The organism is Paenibacillus curdlanolyticus YK9, from assembly GCF_000179615.1.
Lineage (GTDB): Bacteria > Bacillota > Bacilli > Paenibacillales > Paenibacillaceae > Paenibacillus_T > Paenibacillus_T curdlanolyticus.
Genome location: NZ_AEDD01000005.1, coordinates 237,962 through 258,542, shown reverse-complemented (window position 1 = coordinate 258,542; position 20,581 = coordinate 237,962). Strand labels below are relative to the sequence as shown.

The 20,581-nt window shown below is 48.6% G+C and carries 22 protein-coding genes and 1 tRNA gene; 3 read left to right on the top strand and 20 right to left on the bottom strand.

The window, feature by feature from the left end; translation table 11 throughout:
- Positions 1–4 precede the first annotated feature (4 nt).
- The 5 genes from PAECUDRAFT_RS11380 to PAECUDRAFT_RS11360 all read right to left on the bottom strand — a co-directional run bounded on the left by PAECUDRAFT_RS11380 (position 5) and on the right by PAECUDRAFT_RS11360 (position 6,746).
- Positions 5–937, bottom strand: coding sequence for an ABC transporter permease (locus tag PAECUDRAFT_RS11380; protein WP_006038243.1), 933 nt, complete (start codon positions 935–937; stop codon positions 5–7).
- Between the two features lie 114 nt (positions 938–1,051).
- A complete protein-coding gene (locus PAECUDRAFT_RS11375) occupies positions 1,052–2,725 on the bottom strand; it encodes a peptide ABC transporter substrate-binding protein (RefSeq protein WP_006038242.1) in 1,674 nt (557 codons plus the stop codon).
- A gap of 376 nt (positions 2,726–3,101) precedes the next feature.
- On the bottom strand, positions 3,102–5,126 hold the full coding sequence (locus PAECUDRAFT_RS11370) for an amidohydrolase family protein (protein ID WP_006038241.1): 2,025 nt from the start codon (positions 5,124–5,126) through the stop codon (positions 3,102–3,104).
- 68 nt (positions 5,127–5,194) lie between these two features.
- A complete protein-coding gene (locus PAECUDRAFT_RS11365) occupies positions 5,195–5,638 on the bottom strand; it encodes a CBS domain-containing protein (RefSeq protein WP_006038240.1) in 444 nt (147 codons plus the stop codon).
- 52 nt (positions 5,639–5,690) lie between these two features.
- Positions 5,691–6,746 (bottom strand): LCP family protein, encoded by a 1,056-nt coding sequence (locus tag PAECUDRAFT_RS11360; protein ID WP_006038239.1) that lies wholly within the window; start codon positions 6,744–6,746, stop codon positions 5,691–5,693.
- Between the two features lie 272 nt (positions 6,747–7,018).
- Here PAECUDRAFT_RS11360 and PAECUDRAFT_RS11355 point away from each other — a divergent pair, with 272 nt between their 5' ends.
- Positions 7,019–7,309, top strand: a complete 291-nt coding sequence (locus PAECUDRAFT_RS11355) for a DUF4870 domain-containing protein (RefSeq protein WP_324603668.1) — start codon at positions 7,019–7,021, stop codon at positions 7,307–7,309.
- 95 nt (positions 7,310–7,404) lie between these two features.
- Here the strand turns inward: PAECUDRAFT_RS11355 and rpsR are convergent, their stop codons facing one another.
- The 3 genes from rpsR to rpsF are packed head-to-tail and all read right to left on the bottom strand — an operon-like array spanning position 7,405 to position 8,564.
- Positions 7,405–7,683, bottom strand: coding sequence for a 30S ribosomal protein S18 (gene rpsR / locus PAECUDRAFT_RS11350; RefSeq protein WP_006038237.1), 279 nt, complete (start codon positions 7,681–7,683; stop codon positions 7,405–7,407).
- 21 nt (positions 7,684–7,704) lie between these two features.
- A complete protein-coding gene (gene ssb / locus PAECUDRAFT_RS11345) occupies positions 7,705–8,235 on the bottom strand; it encodes a single-stranded DNA-binding protein (protein WP_006038236.1) in 531 nt (176 codons plus the stop codon).
- A 41-nt stretch (positions 8,236–8,276) separates the two neighbouring features.
- Entirely contained in the window at positions 8,277–8,564 is a 288-nt protein-coding gene (gene rpsF / locus PAECUDRAFT_RS11340) for a 30S ribosomal protein S6 (RefSeq protein WP_006038235.1), read from the bottom strand.
- A 218-nt stretch (positions 8,565–8,782) separates the two neighbouring features.
- On the opposite strand from rpsF, the gene PAECUDRAFT_RS11335 reads away from it, so the two are divergent.
- Positions 8,783–8,965: a YjzC family protein gene (locus PAECUDRAFT_RS11335; RefSeq protein ID WP_006038234.1), complete on the top strand. Its 183-nt coding sequence runs from the start codon at positions 8,783–8,785 to the stop codon at positions 8,963–8,965.
- Positions 8,966–9,410: 445 nt separating this feature from the next.
- Here the strand turns inward: PAECUDRAFT_RS11335 and PAECUDRAFT_RS11330 are convergent.
- From PAECUDRAFT_RS11330 to PAECUDRAFT_RS11315, 4 genes are all read right to left on the bottom strand, one after another.
- Positions 9,411–9,502, bottom strand: a tRNA-Ser gene (locus tag PAECUDRAFT_RS11330).
- 86 nt (positions 9,503–9,588) lie between these two features.
- Positions 9,589–9,819: a DUF951 domain-containing protein gene (locus PAECUDRAFT_RS11325; protein ID WP_006038233.1), complete on the bottom strand. Its 231-nt coding sequence runs from the start codon at positions 9,817–9,819 to the stop codon at positions 9,589–9,591.
- On the bottom strand, positions 9,809–10,708 hold the full coding sequence (locus PAECUDRAFT_RS11320) for a mechanosensitive ion channel family protein (protein WP_040712160.1): 900 nt from the start codon (positions 10,706–10,708) through the stop codon (positions 9,809–9,811). Before PAECUDRAFT_RS11320 ends, PAECUDRAFT_RS11325 begins: the two co-directional genes overlap by 11 nt.
- Before the next feature lie 108 nt (positions 10,709–10,816).
- A complete protein-coding gene (locus PAECUDRAFT_RS11315; RefSeq protein ID WP_006038231.1) occupies positions 10,817–11,059 on the bottom strand; it encodes a DUF3343 domain-containing protein in 243 nt (80 codons plus the stop codon).
- A 96-nt stretch (positions 11,060–11,155) separates the two neighbouring features.
- Between PAECUDRAFT_RS11315 and yyaC the strand changes: the two genes are divergently transcribed.
- Positions 11,156–11,746, top strand: coding sequence for a spore protease YyaC (yyaC, locus tag PAECUDRAFT_RS11310; protein WP_006038230.1), 591 nt, complete (start codon positions 11,156–11,158; stop codon positions 11,744–11,746).
- Here the strand turns inward: yyaC and PAECUDRAFT_RS11305 are convergent.
- The 8 genes from PAECUDRAFT_RS11305 to mnmE form a co-directional block, all read right to left on the bottom strand.
- Complete coding sequence (locus PAECUDRAFT_RS11305; protein WP_006038229.1) at positions 11,721–12,209, bottom strand: DUF4446 family protein; 489 nt, start codon at positions 12,207–12,209, stop codon at positions 11,721–11,723. The two genes, yyaC and PAECUDRAFT_RS11305, sit on opposite strands and share 26 nt — an antisense overlap.
- Before the next feature lie 70 nt (positions 12,210–12,279).
- On the bottom strand, positions 12,280–13,476 hold the full coding sequence (locus tag PAECUDRAFT_RS11300; RefSeq protein ID WP_050794325.1) for an aminotransferase class V-fold PLP-dependent enzyme: 1,197 nt from the start codon (positions 13,474–13,476) through the stop codon (positions 12,280–12,282).
- Between the two features lie 130 nt (positions 13,477–13,606).
- On the bottom strand, positions 13,607–14,455 hold the full coding sequence (locus PAECUDRAFT_RS11295; protein WP_006038227.1) for a ParB/RepB/Spo0J family partition protein: 849 nt from the start codon (positions 14,453–14,455) through the stop codon (positions 13,607–13,609).
- Positions 14,436–15,209: a ParA family protein gene (locus tag PAECUDRAFT_RS11290; protein ID WP_006038226.1), complete on the bottom strand. Its 774-nt coding sequence runs from the start codon at positions 15,207–15,209 to the stop codon at positions 14,436–14,438. Before PAECUDRAFT_RS11290 ends, PAECUDRAFT_RS11295 begins: the two co-directional genes overlap by 20 nt.
- 148 nt (positions 15,210–15,357) lie before the next feature.
- Positions 15,358–16,182, bottom strand: a complete 825-nt coding sequence (gene noc / locus PAECUDRAFT_RS11285) for a nucleoid occlusion protein (protein WP_006038225.1) — start codon at positions 16,180–16,182, stop codon at positions 15,358–15,360.
- A 258-nt stretch (positions 16,183–16,440) separates the two neighbouring features.
- Positions 16,441–17,163: a 16S rRNA (guanine(527)-N(7))-methyltransferase RsmG gene (gene rsmG, locus PAECUDRAFT_RS11280; RefSeq protein ID WP_006038224.1), complete on the bottom strand. Its 723-nt coding sequence runs from the start codon at positions 17,161–17,163 to the stop codon at positions 16,441–16,443.
- A 9-nt stretch (positions 17,164–17,172) separates the two neighbouring features.
- On the bottom strand, positions 17,173–19,071 hold the full coding sequence (gene mnmG / locus PAECUDRAFT_RS11275; protein ID WP_006038223.1) for a tRNA uridine-5-carboxymethylaminomethyl(34) synthesis enzyme MnmG: 1,899 nt from the start codon (positions 19,069–19,071) through the stop codon (positions 17,173–17,175).
- 103 nt (positions 19,072–19,174) lie between these two features.
- A complete protein-coding gene (mnmE, locus tag PAECUDRAFT_RS11270; protein WP_040712316.1) occupies positions 19,175–20,554 on the bottom strand; it encodes a tRNA uridine-5-carboxymethylaminomethyl(34) synthesis GTPase MnmE in 1,380 nt (459 codons plus the stop codon).
- Positions 20,555–20,581: the final 27 nt, after the last annotated feature.

Below are 20,581 nucleotides of genomic sequence, written 5' to 3'. Positions count from 1 at the left end.
CGGCTCATCCCTCCTTCCTGTTGCTCAGCTTGATGCGCGGATCAACGAAGGCATAAGCCACGTCCGTTAAGAACCGTGCCGCCATCAGAACGACCGCATAGAACAGCGTCAGCCCCATAATGAGGGTATAATCGCGGTTCGTGATACTGTTGACGAAAAATTTGCCTAAGCCGCCGATGCCGAAAATTTGCTCGACGACGACCGAGCCTGTAATGATGTTCGCCGTCATCGGCCCAATGTAGGTCACGACAGGCAGAATGGCATTGCGAAGCGCGTGCCGCACCAAAATAACGCGGCCGCTCAGCCCTTTCGCGCGAGCTGTTTTAATATAATCTGCGGTTAACACCTCAAGCATGCTTGAGCGAGTCAGACGCGCAATGAACGCTGCCGGCAGAACGGCAAGCGCAATAGTCGGAAGCACGTAGTCGAGCGGGTCATTAAGCCCCGCGACATCGAACCAATTCAGCTTAACGCCGAGGAAATACTGCAAAGCAGCTGCGACGACAAAGTTTGGAACCGATACGCCAAGCACAGCGATGAAGATCGTAAACGTATCGAGAAACTTGCGATGATAAATCGCTGCGACGATGCCGAGAACGACACCAGCGACAACGGAGAGAATTATGGCAAAGATGCCAAGCTGAAGGGAATACAAGAAACCGGTTCCAATAATGCTCGCAACCGTTGTATATTGCTGCTTCATGGACATCCCCAAATCAAGGTGAATCAAGTTGTTGATGTACGTGATGTACTGCTTCCATAGCGGCTCGTTCAAACCGTATTTGGCTTCGAGCATTGCACGTATTGCCTTCGGGATTTCCTTCTCCGACATGAATGGATTACCAGGAATCGCCTTCATTAAGAAGAACGTCGCCGAGGCTAGTACGAACAGAGACACGAGTATGAAGATTAGCTTTTTCAATACGAAACGTATCATGTTGGTAATGCCTCCCATAAATGATGGCTCAAACAGCCATGGGATATATGCTAGATGCATATATCCCATGTCGTTTTCGTTAATCTGTATTGATTGTTGTGCGATGACTAACGTTTAGCCTTCGTAGTAGCCGCGCGTATAGTCGATGTCGCCTTTGTAGTCGATGAAGATGCCTTTGAAGCCCGGCTTCTCGAGGTACACATCGCTATAGTAGTACAGCGGCATGATCGGAAGATCATCCATGAACAGCTTCTCCGCTTGCTTGATCAGCGCCATGCGCTCTTTCGCATCCGAGGATGCATAAGCTTTAGCAACTAGATCGTCATACTCTTTGCTTGCAAAGCCCGTATTGTTATTGCCGCTCTTCGATGTGAAGAGGTCGATATACGTCATTGGATCATTGTAGTCAGCGCCCCAACCTGCGCGCGCAACTTGGTAGTTCAGCTTGTTCCGATTTTCAAGGAACACGCCCCACTCTTGGTTTTGAATCTCGACGTCGAGGCCGAGGTTTTTGTGCCACATTTCTGCTACTGCCTGCGCAACGCGTTTGTGGTTGTCGCTCGTATTGAACGTCAGCTTGATTGTCGGCACTTTCGTAATGTTGAGCTCTTTCATGCCTTCCGCCAGCAGCTTCTTCGCCTCTTCAAGATCTTCTTTGAAGTAGTCGTCCTTCACTTCTGTACGGTACTCTTCTGTCTCGCCTTTAATGCCCGGCGGAACGAGTCCGTAAGCTGGAATCTCGCCTGCTTTCGTGACCTTCTCTGTAATTTGCTTGCGATCAATAGCCATCGAGAGCGCGCGGCGGATGTTTTCGTTTTTGAACGTTTTGTCCGTCGTGTTGAACAGGTAGTAGTACATGCTCGCGATCGCTTTTTGTTGGAACTCGCCTTCTTTGGCGCTAGCTTTTACTGTATCGATCTGGTCCGCTGGAATTTCGCCTGTCGGCTTACCTGCCCAGTCCAGCTCGCCCGTTTTGTACATATTCAGCTCCGTCAGGGAGTCTGGCACCATGACGAACTCAACGCCTGCAAGCTTCACGTCGTTTTTCGCATAGTAGTTTTCGTTCGGTACGATTTTGATCGACGTGCTCTTCTGCCAGCTGGACATTTTGAATGGTCCGTTGGAGATAATCGTCGATGCGTCTGCCGCCCATGCTTCATTGTCTTTAACCGATTTGTGAACCGGGAAGAACGTTTGGAACGACATCAGGCTCAGGAAGTAAGGCGTTGGCGAGTTCAGCTTAACTTCAAGCGTATGCTCGTCCGTAGCTTTAACGCCTACGTCTTCTGCCTTCGCGCCTTTGCCTGTGTTATAGGACTCAGCATTCACGATGTAATAAAGCTGATAAGCATAAGCGGATGGCTCAGGCTTAAGGTTCGGATCAAGCGCGCGCTTCCAAGCAAACTCGAAATCGTTAGCCGTTACAGGATCGCCGTTGCTCCATTTTGCATCCGTACGAAGATGGAACGTATACGTTTTACCGTCTTCGCTGATATCCCATTTTTCTGCTACGCCCGGAATATTGTCACCCTTCTCATCTTTACGAGTCAGGCCTTCGAACAAGCCGTTCAGTACCGTGAACGATACTTGGTCTTGCGATTGTGCCGGATCAAGCGTTGGCGGCTCTGTCGACAAGTTCATGCGAAACACTTTGCTTGTCGCTGCCCCTTTCTCGCCTGTCTCCGTTCCTGTTTTCGTCTCATCCTTCGGCGTACAACCGACTACTACCAACACGAGTGCCATGATGGTCGCGATAATGGACATTCTAGATTTAAAACCTAACTTCATTCGCTTCACCCTCCACAATTGTTCTTAGATGCGTTCGACCTACAAATAGCGGCTTGCAGAATTGCGGTGAATAAATATACGGATTATGCAAAACCCTTTTCTGCTAAACACTGCCGTACATTAAAGCAATATTTAACATGTTGTATTTCGTTGCTATGCGACAATATCTTTTGAATAATCGCGCGCAAAACCAACTATAACCTCAGATATCTACTAAAATCAATGATAATTAATAGGTAATTATTTACTGACAAATTGAACTCTTATTGACGTGTTTAGAATGTGTTTTTCGAAGGGAATTCAACCAAAAAAACCGGCAATAACGGTCAGGAACTTTCTTCCTGATTCGTCATTACCGGTTATAAATTGGAAACGATTATGATCGGTCAATTGACCAATTTCCGTTGATATGACTGGTTTTTAATCCAATAGTATTCAGCCACTCAATTGGTAAAAAGTTTCGTTTTCCGATGGACAGCAGAGACGTTTTGAAGCGATCCATTACTACCTGATAGCCGCGTTCAAGCATTAAAGCACCAACTTCCGGCTTTTGCCCCGTCTCAATTTGTTGGTTTTGGCTAATATTTACTCGACCATTCTTTACCATTAAATAATATCGATTATTATTATCCCATTTCAGCGAATATCCGTGTAATTGGACGATATTTAAATCGATATAGGGTTGTCCCTTATAAGTGATAACTGGGTAAACCTCGCTATCCCACTTGAAGGTGCTTTCAGTTTGGCCTTTTACACGCTGAAACTCGCTCTTGATTGGTTCCCCAACACGTATGCTCTTGTCCAGCTTCCCATTGTCCAACGCCACTTGTCCGCCAACGAGGACATACTGAATACCGCCAGAGTAAAGCTCCGGATGCTCGACCGTTGATTTATCGATAATCGTGCTGTAATCGAACAGCACCAGATCCGCATCCATCCCTTTTGCAACACGTCCTTTTTTCTTCAGAGCCGGCGCTTGCTTCTCCAAGCGCTGTGCTGGAAGCAGGCTTGTCTTCTCCACAGCTTCCATCAGCGTGATAACGCCTTTCTCGCGTGCATATAGCCCAATCGTTCTGGCGAATGTCCCAGACGCGCGAGGATGATTGTTAAGACCCGGCTCAAGTATCGCATCGCTTCCGATCATGACGTATTGCGGCTTGATGGACTCGTCGATATCCTCCGGCGGAATCGCGTAAGCAACGGCCAGTTTGCCTTCCTTCTTAAACTGGGCAAAGGTCTGCTCCGTAAGCCGCTGCGTGGTTCCCGCAATCTGTAGATCGTGATAAGAAATTCGAAATCTCGACTGCCAGCCTTCATCGAATCGCGCTGAGTTTAAGTACGTTCCCCAATAATCGTACGGATAGATGCACGCCGTAATATCCAACCCCTCCGCGCGCGCCGCATCTACCATTGCAAGCGACTGCTTCATGGAGAAGGTTCCGCCTGTACTATTAATATGGTCAATGTGTACAGCAGCGCCTGTCTCCCGGGCATAGCCGATAATTTCCTTCAAGGCATCGATATTCGTCCCCGGCTGCTCCATGTCCGAATAACGGGCATGAAAATAAACCGGAACGTTATAATCGTGTGCAAGCTTCATCAGCGGTACGATTTCTGGCGCCTCAATGCCAGGAACATATTCAAGGCTGAATGAGATGCCAAGCGCGCCGTTATTGAGCGACTTCTCCGCCTGCGCTTTAAGCTGGGCGATCTCGGATTGTGTTGCTCCTGCATAGCGGCTTAGCTTGAACTGATTGCGAGCCTGCGAGTAGAAGAAGCTAGCGCCAAAGTGGACGGGCGTTTGGTTGCGTTCATAGTAGGCATACCACTTATCCGGCGTCGACGTTCCTCCATGCATCGCAATATTGCTCGTTACGCCGTCAGCTATTTTGTTCCATACGCCTAATGGATTCGGGTCGTACGACAGATTATCAATAAAGCCTGGCGCAACTACCAATCCATCGGCTTTTATCGTACGCTTACCCTTTAATGGCTTCTTCGTTACAACGCCTATCTGGCTGCCGATTATGCCTACGTTCATTACAGCATCCAGCTTCGTCTCCGGATTGATCACTCTGCCGCCCGTAATGACAATATCGTACATTCGTGCCAAATCCTTATTATCCACCTGCCGCTCTGCAGCTGCTATTCCGCTAAGCGCGCTGCTTTTCATCAACTGCTTCGCTTCATCAGAGGCCTCTGACAGCTCTGTATTCGTCCCGGAATGGACTTGCATGGGATGCTGTTCATTGCTGCTTATACGCTCTGTATGTTTGTCGCTGCTGCTGTCGTTGCCGTCCCACAGCCTCCAGACGAGAACAACAACAAAAACCGCCGCTAATCCCGCAGCGAACATCGTCAGTCCGCGGAATCGGCGGCGGTGTCTGCTTCTTCGCTCCATACTATATTTGCCTCCTGTGCAAAACGATAACTTAGCATCCATTTAATGCTAACTGTATCGTACTACGCTTACTGCCCGAGTGCAAATTTCGCATGTTGTTTTGAAGCTTCTTCTGCCAACATATTTTTTTCGCAATAATCAATAATATCGCTACGCCTTACAATGCCAATAAATCGGTTCATGTCATCTACCACAGGGACAAAGTTTTGTGTCTTCACCAGTGAGATAAGATCCCGGATATTCGCATCCACATGCACCGCTCGATTGCTTACGCGAAGCGATACATCTGAGAGCTTAACCTTATGAACCTGATCGAACGACAGATCATTATTTTTCATATGCCATAACAGATCGCCCTCTGTCACCGTACCTACATACAGCCCCTCGCGATCCAGAATCGGAACAGCCGTATACCGATGATGCTCCATTCGCTCGAGCGTCTGCCGCAGTGTCGCGCTATTCGGTACGTGCACAACCTCCTGCTTCGGCAGTAGAAAAAATGCAATGTTCATCGTTTGAAGCCACCTCATTTTCTATCACTGATTCGTGCTTGCTCCAGCAGCCTCATTTCTGCTTGGTGCTTACCCCCGCCGACAAAGACTGTACGGGCTTATTCTTCGCTGCATATTCGGAAGGAAGCGGCAGGCTGCTCTTCGCGATTGACGGGTCCAACCAGCTCGTGATCAATTGCTTGGTCTGTGCAACATCCTCTTCGTTAGCGAAGAAGTACCATGCACCGCCGGACTCCTTGCGATGTCCATCGCCCTTCAGCGTGTGGCTATAAATGGTGCGTCCATCTGCCTGCAGCATCGTCTTCGCCAGACCAATCATCATATCCGGCGTCATATCCGTGCTGAAATTATCGCCCATAATGCTAATATAGTCCGGAATGCTCGACCATTGGCTCACCTGCGATGCTTTGTCCATCATGGCATTCAGGAACACCTGATGCCGGCCTGCACGGCTTACGTCGCCGCCCGCATCTTCACGATAACGGACAAAATTCAACGCATCCGTACCATTATAGACGGGTTGATTCGCTTTAATCGTGAACTTCTCATGATCCTTCTCTTTGTTTTCGATATCCTGCTCAATCGGAAGCGAGATGCCGCCCATCGCATCAATCACTTCGCGGAAGCCTGTAAAGTTAATCGATGCGTAGTGATTAATGTGCGTATCTAACAGCTTCTCTACCGTCTCGATGGACATTTTCGCCCCGCCGAATGCGTAAGCATGCGTTATTTTATCCATCTTATCCTTGCCGACGATCTCCGTATACGTATCGCGCGGTATCGAAACCATCAGAATAGCGCCATCGGCTGGACGAACGACAGATACGATCATCGTGTCTGATCGGCCAACCTCTTTGTCCCGCTGGTCCACGCCAAGCAGCAGTACGGAGAAAGGCTCTTTGTTCTCGTAGCTTACCGGCTGCATCTCCCGCCCTTCTAGCGGCTTATACGAATCCTCAAGCTTATTCTTCACCTGGCCGGACAAAAAAACATCAAATCCCCACATGGCCAGCGTCGTACGGTTGTAATATCCGAATAAACCTAATGCAATAATGACAGCCATAATGCCAGATATCCACTTGGTTTTGCGATAACGTTTCGATTTCATTTCTCTGCTCCTGTTCTGTACTTCCTACACTATTTAAACGCACTTTCATCAGTCTAAACGAAGCCGCAGCTCCCGTTGGTCACAAATCCGTTACGGCATATCGTGAAGCGAACGAACATATATTGGGCATAGCAAAGCCGCACAACGCTTACTTGCTAACTATCCCTACTCAACCGATCGAAGTAGATATCGAAAGGAGATTTTCAAAAATGCAGCCACCGTCGCTTGGTCCCGATCGCTCCTCCACGGGTCTAGATGCTAGGATAGCAGGAATGTTGTGTTACTTAGGCAGCTTCGTTACCGGATTCCTGTTTCTCGTCCTTGAGAAACAAAGCCGATTCGTAAAGTTCCATGCCATGCAGTCGATTATCGTCTCTGCATCGCTCATTGTCATTCATCTTATACTGGGCATGATCCCATTTATCGGATGGTTTCTCGCTGGGCTGCTAGCGCCGCTTTCATTCATTCTGTGGCTTGTCCTTATGCTGCTCTCTTTGCAGGGCAAATGGGTGAAGCTCCCCATTATCGGAGATATCGCTGAGCAACAAGCGTACAAATATTAGACGGAGCAATTATTGCAATAGTTTCATCTTCCACAAACCAACCATCTCAGCACAAAAAAGGCAGCCAGTAAGTTGGCTGCCTCCTGTACGATATGCTATTCCGTCGTGTACGGCAGAAGTGCGATTTGACGCGAGCGTTTGATCGCTACCGTCAGAAGACGCTGATACTTCGCGCTCGTACCCGTCACACGGCGTGGCAAGATTTTGCCGCGCTCGCTGATGAATTTACGGAGCAAATCGGTGTCTTTGTAATCAATGTGCTTGATTTTGTTTACCGTGAAAAAGCACACTTTACGGCGCTTGTTACGGCCTTTACGACCGCCGAATTTACGTTCTGGACGATCTTGTCCTTCTTCGCGTGGCTTGAAGCTCATTCAGGAACCCCATCCTTTCAATTAAAATGGCAAATCATCTTCCGAGATATCAATTGGTCTCCCGTCATCCGAGAACGGATCGCGATTATCATTCCGCTGGTTTTGACCGGACCGGCTACCGCCGCCGCTGTTGCCGCCATATGATCCGCCGCCGGCATTACTGCCACCGCCGAAACCGCCACCGCTGTTTCCACCGCCATAACTTCCCTCTTCACGAGGCGCCCCGCCTTCACGGTTCGACTCCAGAAAACGAACGTTATCCGCAATCACTTCGGTAACATAGACACGCTTGCCTTCGTTATTCTCGTAGTTACGTACTTGAATACGGCCTTCGACCGCTGCAAGACGTCCTTTACGAAGATAATTAGCACACGTCTCCGCTAGTTGCCTCCATGTTACGACCGGTATGAAATCAGCTTCGCGCTCGCCTCCGCCACTTGTGAACGGACGATCGACCGCCAGCGTAAATTGCGTAACTGCGACGCCTGCAGGCGTATAACGCAACTCAGGATCGCGCGTTAATCTGCCAATCAGAATCACACGGTTTAACATCGTGAAAACCTCCCAATCGATCACTTACGTACTTGCATCAATTAAGCAACATCTTTAACGATCAGAGTACGGAATACTTCGTCCGCAATCTTCATAACGCGATCCAGTTCAACGATAACTTCAGCCGGAGCCGAGAAGTGTACGAGAACATAGATACCGTCACGTTGCTTGTTGATCTCATACGCAAGACGGCGCTTGCCGATGATGTCGGTTTTGGAAACCTCACCGCCGCCGTTCGTGATGATGCCATTGAATTTTTCAACGATGGCTTGAACTGCTTCTTGTTCTACATCAGAACGAAGGATGTACATCACTTCGTATTTGCGCATTTGATTCACCTCCTCTTGGACTAGAGCGGCCCCCAATTAAGGGAGCAAGGAGCGAGCGCTAACTCGCATACCATATTACTATACCTTAAACGCCCTGCTGATGGCAAGCACGGAAAACCCGCCGAATTCTGCCTGTCATGCGCTTGCCTCCCTCGGCGCACACTATGGCAGAAGCGCGAACGCTGCGTTTCAAATGACTTATACAGGGAGGCAATACTATGGGTGAATGGACTTTATTCTCGCCAGGCGACAAAGCCCCGAATAGCGGCACTTATATTGAGGATGGCGTTAACTCATTCCACATGGGCATCAACAATCCTCAAATCGTTAAGCTGCACAAAGGCGAGCGTTTCCCGAACACGAGCAATCATGAGCGCAAGTGGAAACGGATGCCTAAGTAACGTCCGCTTCTGCGGCGATCGGTCGTGATTAAGCTTCAAAACCGATTATTGCTTCATTGCTGCATAATCTCTTCAACGACTGCACATCATACTCTCGACGGCGAAACGCGAGGTGTGGTTCCATTGAGCCTATATTGGTGCAAGGAATGACGACGAAGAAATAAGACACGGATGCATAGAAGCGAGGGGTTGTGCCAAAGACGACCGTCCGTAACACCATCGTAGAGTCAAATTAACGTCGCAAGACGTCGGATGTAGACGACGAATTCTGCCGCGAATTCGTAACGATGATCCACGATTTCTGTTCCCTGAAGTAGTCTTTTTCACAAACTTCAAAGCGCCGTCAACTGGGACCCGTAAGGGTCCCTTTTTCATTGCAGTGGCTTGTTCAAAATAAAAAACGGCCCTCGATTTTTAAAATCGAGAACCGTTAGTCGCTTATGTATGGCGGAGAAGGTGGGATTCGAACCCACGCACGGCTATGAACCGCCTAGCTGATTTCGAGTCAGCCCCCTTGGGCCTCTTGGGTACCTCTCCGTGGTGAAGACAAGACTTATTGTAGCACACGACAAAACTCGATGCAAGTCTTTTGAAATTGTCAGAATTTTTATTATTCCGTCGCTTTATTGCCCTTCCGATTGCTCGATGCCGTCGGTCGTTTCTTCCTTAGAACGGAGTACTTTTTTCAGGTTTTTCTCGAACTTCGCACGCGGCACGAGTACGCTGTGTTTACAGCCTACGCATTTGATCCGAATGTCCATCCCCATTCGGATAACCTCCATCTCATTCGTCCCGCACGGATGCGGCTTCTTCATCTGCACAACATCGCCTAATTGAAATGTCTTACGCTCCATCCCGTACTCCCCCCTTCTCCGATCGTTGATAGGTGACCATTCTTGGATATGGTATATCGATATGATTATCGTCGAAAGCCTTCTTAATCAGCGCATTCAGCTCGCGCGACACCGCAACCTGCGTATTAGGCAAGCACTCGACAATAACGCGCAGCGTGACCTGCGACGGCCCTAACATTTGAATGCCGAGAACCTCAGGCGTACTGACCGTATTATCCAAATGATTGCCTGCGGTAGCTACCGTCTGCTTCATAATATTGAGTGCTCGCTCCACATCTTCCTCGTAAGCGATTGCGACATCAACAACCGCAAGTGAATTGTTCATGGAGAAATTCGTTACTTCGTTAATCATGCCATTGGGGATAATGTGCAGCTCGCCTGTCCAACTTTTAATGCGAGTGGTGCGCAGCCCGATCATTTCTACCGTTCCTTTGAACTGCCCGGTTTGTACAACGTCACCTACCGCAAACTGGTCTTCCAGAATGATGAAGAAGCCGGTAATAATGTCCTTCACCAAGCTTTGCGCGCCGAACCCGATTGCCAAGCTAAGGACGCCCGCCCCAGCGAGCAATGGCGCCAGATTAACATTAAACTCCGCTAGAATGAGCAGTGCGCCAACGAAATAGATGAGGTACGATGATACGTTTTTGAGCAGCTTGCCCACCGTTAGCACACGACGGGTATGCTGCGTTTGCTTCATCTCCCGCTCAATCATCATGCGATCGATTGACTTGAATATGACAAGCTCTACGACTCTGCCAATAAGCAATATCAACGCAATCCTGACGACTGACATGCCGAAGGTTGCCCACATCCGTCCGCTCGTTACCCAATCCACTAGATCATTCCATACCGCAGTAATGTCCATCTGGTATAACCGCCTTTCCATCAAGCCGCTTCCCTTGAAGCTTGCTTCTATCTAAGCTGTCTCAAGTCTATTTATTTTTCTAACCCCATATGTCACTCTACAAAACTCTTAATTGAAACTGCACCTTTGTTATGGGGCCGCTAACTCTTCGAACTCGTCCCCTATCTCACGGAACATGCCTCTAATTTCGACCTTCTCCGTACGAATCACTTCCCACACGCGATGCTCATCCTCATCCGGGAACCGAATGGATAACGCGCATCCAGCCGTTACTTGCTTAGGCGTAGGGCATAGGTCTATGTCAATTTCTATATACTCTAGCAGCATCTCCATACGCAGCGCCTGCTGCGTCGAATCGAATGCAATAAGCATAAGCACACTCCCAAACATTTTGCACGGTACGTTACGTATAAAATGGTTGTCCCAACCATATACTAGTATTACATTACGAGAGGCGGAGGGGATACTATGAAGCTGTCGTCGTTGTATGAATCACCGTTGAAAGTGCCTTATCAAGAGCCAAACGTGTCCGGCATATTGACTAATCGGCTAACGGTTCTACTGAACGGCCTATCCGGCAATCAACGCATTATCGTCGTTTGTGTCGGTACCGATCGTTCGACGGGTGATTCACTCGGTCCGCTGATCGGCACCGCGTTAGGTAAGTTCCGCAGTCCTCATTTTGAGTTATATGGCACGCTTGAGGAGCCTGTGCATGCTATGAATCTCGAGGAGACGCTTGAACTCCTCCATCGGCAAAATCATAACCCCTTCGTCATCGGCATTGATGCCTGCCTCGGACAAGTTACGAGCGTTGGCAACATACAAGTCGGCATCGGACCCGTGCGTCCTGGCGCTGGCGTAAACAAGCAGCTCCCGCCGGTCGGCGATATGCATATTACCGGCATCGTTAATGTCGGAGGCTTCATGGAATATTTCGTTTTGCAAAATACTCGGCTTCATCTCGTGATGCGAATGGCCGACGTTATCGCTCACAGCTTATTCTCCGCCATTATGAACTGCCGTACGACATCTAGGCCTGCTGCAATGCCAGAGTAACTGCCTTCTTCTCTTCCGGCGTTAATGGATATGGCGAGTCCCCTTTATCAAGCGGCTTCGCGTAAACATACGTATCCTCGCGGCTATGCAAACCGCTTAATACGATGCCATCCTGCGAATCGTTCACAATCGCTAACGAAAAGCTTAAGTCGCTGCCTTGCTCCGCAAATGCATTGTAGCGATGTACAGCAACCTTTCCACGCGATTCGCTTAACGCCTTTTTCAGCAATTCATGCGCCTCATGCTGCTGGACGATTTGCTGCTCCTGCTCGCTTAACTGCCGTTTCATCTCGCCCAAAATATCCTCTAAGTTTGTAACGCCCATACCATCCATCGCAGCTACGTATTGTTTCCGCAACTTCTTCAATCTTCCGCCAATAACCGTCATCCAAATAATAAGCACAATAATGACAGCGCCTAATGCGACTACAGCAATCTGTAATGGTGACAATGCATCGTTCATTGAATACTCGCTCCCCCGTTACTCCAATTCCATTTTCAATTGCAGCTCAACCATTACACGTTATTTCAGGTTAAACATCCGAATAGTGCTTACTAATTTCTTTCATTGCTTCAACAATAGACATGGCTTCCTCATCCGTTGTGAAGCATCCCACACTTGCACGAACCGCACCGGTTTCCATGGTGCCTGCTGCAGCATGCGCCAGCGGGGTGCAATGATAGCCCGCGCGTACCGCGATTCCATAATGCTGATCCAATATGAACGAAAGCTCTGATGCGTCGGCGCCCGCCAAATTGAATGACACGATTCCTGTACGCGGCTGTCCAAGTTCCGGACCAAGCACTTGAATGCCCGGAATGCCGAGCAGCCCCTCCATCATCATTTGCGTCTGGCGCCATTCCTTAGTATGGATCGTTTGAACCGTCTCATGCAGAACGTGGCTGACACCTGCCGCAAGCCCCGCAAGCCCTGGCGTATTAGGCGTTCCCGCCTCATATCGATCCGGCCTTACGCTAGGCTGCTCAGGAGCCTCAGATTGGCTTCCTGTTCCGCCATGCAGCATTGGGATAAGATCAAGGTTAGGATGGATGTAGAGGCCTCCTGTGCCCTGTGGGCCCAACAGCCCCTTATGCCCAGGAAACGCCATCATATCGATTCCCATCGCTTCTACATCAATGGGCAAAATACCCGCACTCTGGGCAGCATCTACAAGCAGCTTTACGCCTCTGCGTCTGCATACTTCTCCGATCTCGGCGACAGGCGCAATAGTCCCAAGCAAGTTCGAGCTATGGTTGATGATGGCAAGTCGTGTAGTGGGCATAATCGCTTGCTCAACCTGCTGCGGTGTAATGAACCCTTTCTCATCAGCCTCTATGTACGTCACCTGAATGCCAATCGCCTGCTTCAAGTACTCCAACGGACGCCTCACCGAGTTGTGCTCCACAGCCGTTGAGATCACATGGTCTCCCGGCTGAAGAAACCCTTTTATCGCTTGATTAAGCGCAGTTGTCGTATTCATCGAGAAAGCAATGTCATTCGGATTACTAATCCGAAATAGCTTTGCTAACTGCTTACGCGCTTGGAAAATGTGACGGCTGGAGCGAACAGCCATCGCATGGCTCCCCCTGCCCGGATTAGCTGTATCATTTAGCATCGCATCATATACAGCTTTCACTACAGCTTCTGGCTTAGGCCATGACGTCGCCGCGTGGTCCAGATAAATAACTCGATTTTGCTCCAATCCTCTTCCTTCCCTTCCGACTCCCATCTCTTGCTTACGTCCATTAACGCCAACAATAGCATACCTCAGTGTATACGTTCATGAAGAACATAACAACCTCCGGCATGCTATCGCGATTATCGTGCGCTATAGGAATGATATGATGGACATCTTGGATTTAAGCCATTTGCTGCAAAATTTCTAACAAACGCTCAAGATCCTGCTTATTGTAATACATTAATTCAATTCGTCCCTTATCCTTCTGCTGCTTGACGCGAACCGTTGTTTTAAATTGTTCACGCAGCGTCTCTTCTATGCTTTCCAAATAAGGGTCACGTTTCTTCGCTTTTACTTTAGCTTTCTCTGGCTGCTTCTCCGACTGTTTCTGAATGACTGCCTCTAATTCCCGGACACTCCACTCTTGTTCAATCGTTAACCGCGCCAGTTCCTGCTGTTCCTTTACTTCCTTAATTCCGACCAACGCTCTCGCATGGCCCATCGACAATGTTCCACGTGAAACATTATCCTTAATTTCCGCTGGCAATGTCAGCAACCGCAAAAAGTTTGCAATATGCGATCTCGACTTACCTACTTTCATCGACAGCTCCTCTTGCGTCAATTGGAACTTGTCGACGAGCGCTTGATACGCAATAGCCGTCTCGATTGCATTCAAATCTTCACGCTGCAGATTTTCAATCAGCGCAATCTCCATAACCTGCTGATCTGTGAACGTCCGTACAACCGCAGGAATCGTTGTATTCCCGCATAGTTGCGATGCGCGGTAACGCCGTTCGCCTGCAATGATTTCATACCCTTTCAGCACCGTTCGAACGATAATCGGCTGGATGACGCCATGCTGTTTGATGGATTCGGCTAGCTCTCTAATCGATTCCTCATCAAACGTTTTACGAGGCTGATATGGATTGGGACGAAGCTGACCTAACGCGATTTCAATTACCTTGTCGTCATCCTTAACCGACAGGGATGGAATAAGGGCGTCTAACCCTCTACCTAGCCGCTTGCTCATACGTAATCACTTCCTTCGCCAGCTCAAGATACACTTCTGCACCCTTCGAGCGTGGATCGTATGTGATGATAGCCTGTCCGTGGGAAGGGGCCTCGCTAAGACGAACATTACGAGGAATGATCGTCTGATACACCTTCTGCTGGAAGTACTTTTTCACTTCTTCAATGACTTGAATGCCGAGGTTCGTACGTGCGTCGAACATCGTCAGCAGTACACCTTCAATTTGCAACGTTGTATTCAAATGCTTCTGGACTAGCCGTACTGTGTTGAGCAACTGGCTTAATCCTTCTAGCGCATAATATTCACATTGAATTGGAATAAGGACCGAATCAGATGCCGTAAGGGAATTGATGGTCAGAAGCCCTAACGAAGGTGGGCAGTCAATGAGGATGTAATCATAATCCTGTTTAACTAAATGTAAAGCCTTTTTGAGACGGACCTCTCGCGATATCGTTGAAACCATTTCAATTTCAGCGCCTGCTAGTTGAATCGTTGCTGGGATAACATTGAGACCTGGAATGTTGGTTGGTACGATCGCATCCCGGGGATGTACATCATTAATAAGAATGTCATAGATACAATTCTCAACATCCGCTTTATTAATGCCAATCCCGCTCGTCGTATTACCCTGCGGATCGATATCAACCAACAGCACTCGTTTGCCTAAAGAGGCAAGGCAAGCGCCTAGATTTACGGACGTTGTCGTTTTTCCGACACCGCCCTTCTGATTTGTGATGGCAATAATCTTAGCCAATCCGGTTCACCTCTTGTGTGTATACAAACTTTTTGTCTAGAAACCAGAAAAAGCGGCTAGACGGCCGCTTTCGCCAGGCATTACGTCATTAAAACATAAAATAACTACTCTTACTTAACCGCTTAGGACCGTAATCCAATCAAACGATTTAACGTTTAGGTATATGAATGACGATTTCATAATGATCATCGTGATCATTTTCCTTCGTATCAATCTTCAGTCCTGATGTCGTTACCATCTCGATGGATTGGCGAATCGTGTTCAAAGCGAGACGAACGTCCTTCGTGAACGAAACTCTTCTTGCCTTCTTCGCCTTCGTTGCTTCTTTATAAAATGCGACGCGAGCCTCGGTTTGTTTCACGTTCAGTTCTTTGGAAACAATGTCGCCTAACACCTTTTCTTGCAGCTCTTCCGTGTCCAACGACAACAGTGCTCTTGCATGACGTTCCGTAATCTTACGAGCCATTAGCGCGTCCTTAACCGGACTGCTCAATCCAAGCAGGCGAATCTTGTTCGCAATGGTGGATTGGCTCTTGCCTAACCGCTGCGCCAAGCTCTCTTGCGTTAGTTGATGAAGATCAATCAGCTTCTGGTAAGCTACCGCTTCCTCTAATGCAGTAAGCCCTTCCCGCTGAAGGTTCTCAATTAGCGCGATCGATGCCGCTTGTGAATCATTGAACTCGCGTACGATTGCAGGAATACGCTCAAGTCCGAGCTTCGTTACAGCTCGCCAGCGCCGTTCACCCGCAATGATCTCATACCGTCCATTACGAAGACGTACCACGATTGGTTGGATAACCCCGTGCGTCTTAATCGTTTGGCATAGTTCATCAATTCGTTCATCATCAAACACTGTACGCGGCTGATAGGGACTCGTATCGATCTCACTAATCGGAATTTGCTTCACTTCATCCGATTCCGCATTGTTTCGTTGATCGGTTAGACCGAACAACCGTGAAAACTGTTCTTTCATAACGTCAACTACCACCCGATTCTAATATGCCGATGTCCGTTCAAAAGAAATGAACATTCCGAAGAAATACAAGCTGCGTACAGTCAGTCATGCACTAGCTTGTACTTTGAAACAATCGTACCGAGTATCCATCCGAATACATGCTTGCTTTACTTAAATTCGCTACGACTGCCCACATTTCCTGCTTGAATTGACTATCGGCACAAATAAGTTTGCCGAGAATGTTTCACGTGAAACATTCTCGGCATTGAATATAAGCTATAGGATAGGCTGTTTCAATGGTGTACCCGCTTTTCGCGGGTATTTCCTAGGCGTGGAATCTGTCTTCGTAATAAGAACAATATGCCGTTCAGACTGTTCAAATGGAAGCTGCATTGCTTCTGTACCCGCTGTTTTCCCTTTAAGCTCCCGAAGACTCGTGCTAGCTTCACGGATTTCGTCTGTCGGGTCGCCCCCCTTCATTGCAGCGAAGGTTCCCCCCTTGCGCACAAATGGGAGACAAAACTCATTGAGCACATTGAGCTTCGCAACCGCCCGAGCCGTCACCAGATCATAATGATCGCGATGCTCAGGCAGTCTTGCGATATCCTCGGCGCGTCCATGAACGCAGGATACATCAGATAGCCCTAATTCATTAACAACGTGCTGCAAGAAGGAAATCCGCTTGTTTAACGAATCAACAATTGTGATCTTCAGATGAGGGAAACAGATTTTGATAGGCAGACTCGGAAAACCGGCCCCAGAACCAATATCGGCAATATGCCGTACATTTTTCATATCGACATAAAAGGATAGCGCAACCGAATCATAAAAATGTTTCTCATAGACTGCTTCCCTTTCCGTAATGCCGGTCAAATTCATTTTCTCGTTCCATTCGACCAATATTCGAAAATAGGCTTCAAACTGGTCCAGTTGCTCCGCCGTCAATGTAATTCCCTTTTCGGCCAGCGCACCATTGAACCACGCATGTATCTTATCCATTCTTGCCCGCTACCCCCTTGCTGCGCGAGCAGCCGTCACACGATTATAATGCTCGAGGTATACGAGGAGAATCGAGATGTCTGCAGGCGTAACGCCTGCAATACGGGAGGCTTGCCCGATCGAAAGCGGGCGAATTTGCGACAAATTCGTTTTTGCTTCGTTTGCCAGACCATGGACATCAAAATAGTCGATATCATCTGGAATCCGTTTTTTCTCCATTTTGCCCATTCGCTCAACTTGGTGCAGCTGTTTCTCGATGTACCCACTGTACTTCACTTGAATTTCAGCCTGCTCCTTCATTTCCTCGGTCAATTCATAAGGCGCGGGAACGAGCTTCTCAATGTGCGCATACGTAACCTCTGGACGAAGAAGCAGCGAGAGCGCTGAACAGCCGCCAGTCAATGGAGCCGATCCGATCTCAGCCAACAACGCTTGTACCGATTCCTCCATCCGGATTTTCGTCGTTTTCAGACGCTCGATCTCTTGTTCCACTAACTCTTTCTTGTTCAAATAACGGTCATAACGCTCTTGCGTTATCAATCCGATTTCATATCCAAGCGGCGTGAGGCGAAGATCCGCGTTATCGTGGCGAAGCAGCAATCGGTATTCTGCACGTGAGGTCAACAAACGGTATGGCTCACTCGTGCCTTTGGTCACAAGGTCATCAATCATAACACCGATGTAGCCTTGCGAACGTTCGATAATAACAGGCTCTTTGCCTTGCGCTTTGCGAGCAGCATTAATGCCGGCTACGATGCCTTGGCCTCCCGCTTCTTCATAGCCCGATGTACCGTTAATTTGACCGGCAGTAAACAAACCTTCGATTAGTTTCGTCTCCAGCGATGGCCACAATTGCGTAGGAACAACGGCGTCATATTCGATTGCATAGCCGGTCCGCATCATTTCGACATTCTCAAGCCCAGGAATCGAACGCAGAATGCCCAGTTGCACGTCCTCCGGCATACTCGTCGAAAGCCCTTGAACGTAATACTCCGACGTGTTTTTCCCCTCTGGCTCTAGGAAAATTTGATGCTTCGGCTTATCGGCGAATCGAACAATCTTATCTTCGATAGAAGGGCAATACCGTGGTCCCGTTCCTTCTATTGCACCAGAAAACATCGGTGCCCGATGCAAATTATCATTAATAATTTGATGCGTCGTTTCAGATGTATAAGTCAACCAGCAAGGCAGTTGTTCATTATTGGAGCTCTCTGTTTCATAGGAGAAAAACTTCGGCTTCTCGTCGCCCGGTTGAATCTCCGTTTTGCTGAAATCAATCGTATCGCCATGGACCCGCGGCGGTGTTCCCGTCTTAAATCGAGCGAGTTGAAAACCAAGGTCCTTCAAGCATTGCGACAGCTTGATAGAAGGCTGCTGATTATTCGGTCCACTCTCATACATCAGCTCGCCCATAATCACTTTACCGCGCATATAAGTACCTGTTGTGATAACGACAGCTTTGGCGCGATATTCCGCTCCCGTCTTCGTGATCACGCCTACGCAATGGCCATCCTCTACGATCAGCTCATCCACCATGCCCTGGCGAAGCGTAAGATGATCCGTTTCCTCAATTGTTTTCTTCATCATATGCTGATAATCGAATTTATCCGCTTGTGCGCGAAGCGCATGAACGGCAGGGCCTTTGCCCGTATTCAGCATCCGCATTTGAATAAACGTTTTATCGATATTGCGGCCCATTTCCCCGCCGAGCGCATCAATTTCTCTTACAACGTGCCCTTTAGCCGGACCGCCGATCGACGGATTACACGGCATAAACGCAACCATATCCAAGTTAATCGTCAGCAGCAGCGTTTCGCATCCCATTCGGGCTGCCGCCAATGCCGCTTCGCTTCCTGCATGTCCCGCTCCTACGACGATAACGTCATAGCTTCCTCCGACATATCCCATTGTTGAAAACCTCCTTTATGCACCTAAACGAATTGCAAATCCGTTTTAAAATGAACATCCATCTATCATCAAGTGTAACTTCAATGTTAGCTGACTAGCTTCCTTACTTCCCTAAGCAAAACTGCGAGAAAATCTGATCCAGCAGCGATTCGCCTGCCGAATCCCCTATCACTTCACCAAGCAGCTCCCACGCCTGTTGAATATCGATCTGCACGATATCAATCGGAACACCGATTTCAGTCGCCTCGATCGCATCGAGCAACGACTGCTTTGCCCGCTCAAGCAGCGAAATATGACGAACATTCGTTACATAGGTCAGATCATTCGATTCGATTCGACCTTCGAAGAACAGCTCGCTGATCACCTCTTCAAGTCGATCGATTCCTTCTTCTCCAAGTACCGACATCGGTACAATCCGCTCGGCAGGAAACACTTGCTCAACCTCGGCTGTTTCCAACTGCTGTGGAAGATCCGTTTTATTAAAAATAACGACAACCTGGCGGCCAGCTAGCTTCTCCATCAATTGACGGTCATCGTCATGCAGCTTCTCATTTCGATTTAACACATATAGAATCAAATCCGCTTCTTCCAAAGCTGAATTAGAACGTTCCACGCCAATACGTTCTACGACATCGGCAGTTTCGCGTATGCCTGCCGTATCAAGCAGTCGCAGGGGGATGCCATTAACCGTAACGAATTCCTCAATTACATCCCGGGTTGTTCCCGGTATATCGGTAACAATCGCTTTATTCGATTGCGTAAGCGCATTAAGCAATGACGACTTGCCTACGTTCGGTCTTCCTACTATCGCGGTCACAATACCCTCGCGCAATATTTTGCCCTCTGATGCCGTCTTCAGCAAACGCTTAACGCCCTCTAACGCCACTCCGCAATGCTCGCGTATGAACGCACTTGTTAGTTCCTCTACATCATGTTCCGGATAATCAATGTTAACCTCAACATGCGCAATTACCTCAATGATCGTTTGTCTTAAGTCTGCGATTCGCTTGGACAGTGAGCCTTCCGATTGCTTCATCGCCACTTGGAACGCGCGATCTGATTTGGAACGAATAAGATCCATCACCGCTTCAGCTTGCGTCAAATCAATTCGCCCGTTAAGAAATGCGCGTTTTGTAAATTCGCCCGGCTCTGCCACCCGTATGCCGGGCTGTTTCAATACGAGCTGAAGCACGTTTTTGGCCGCAATAACTCCGCCATGCGTACCGATCTCTACAACGTCTTCTCCCGTGAAGGAGCGCGGCCCTCTCATTACCGTAACGAGCACTTCCTCCACACGCTGGTTTGTCAGCGGATCAACGATATGCCCGTAATGCACAGTATGGGACTCCGCCGATCGAAAGTCTTCTTTGGATCGGAAAACATCAGCAGTGCGTTCAATCGCATCTGGCCCGCTAACGCGGATGATAGCAATACTTCCTTCGCCGACTGCCGTGGCAATCGCCGCTATCGTATCGTGAGTCATATTCATAAATGAAACGCTCCTCATAAA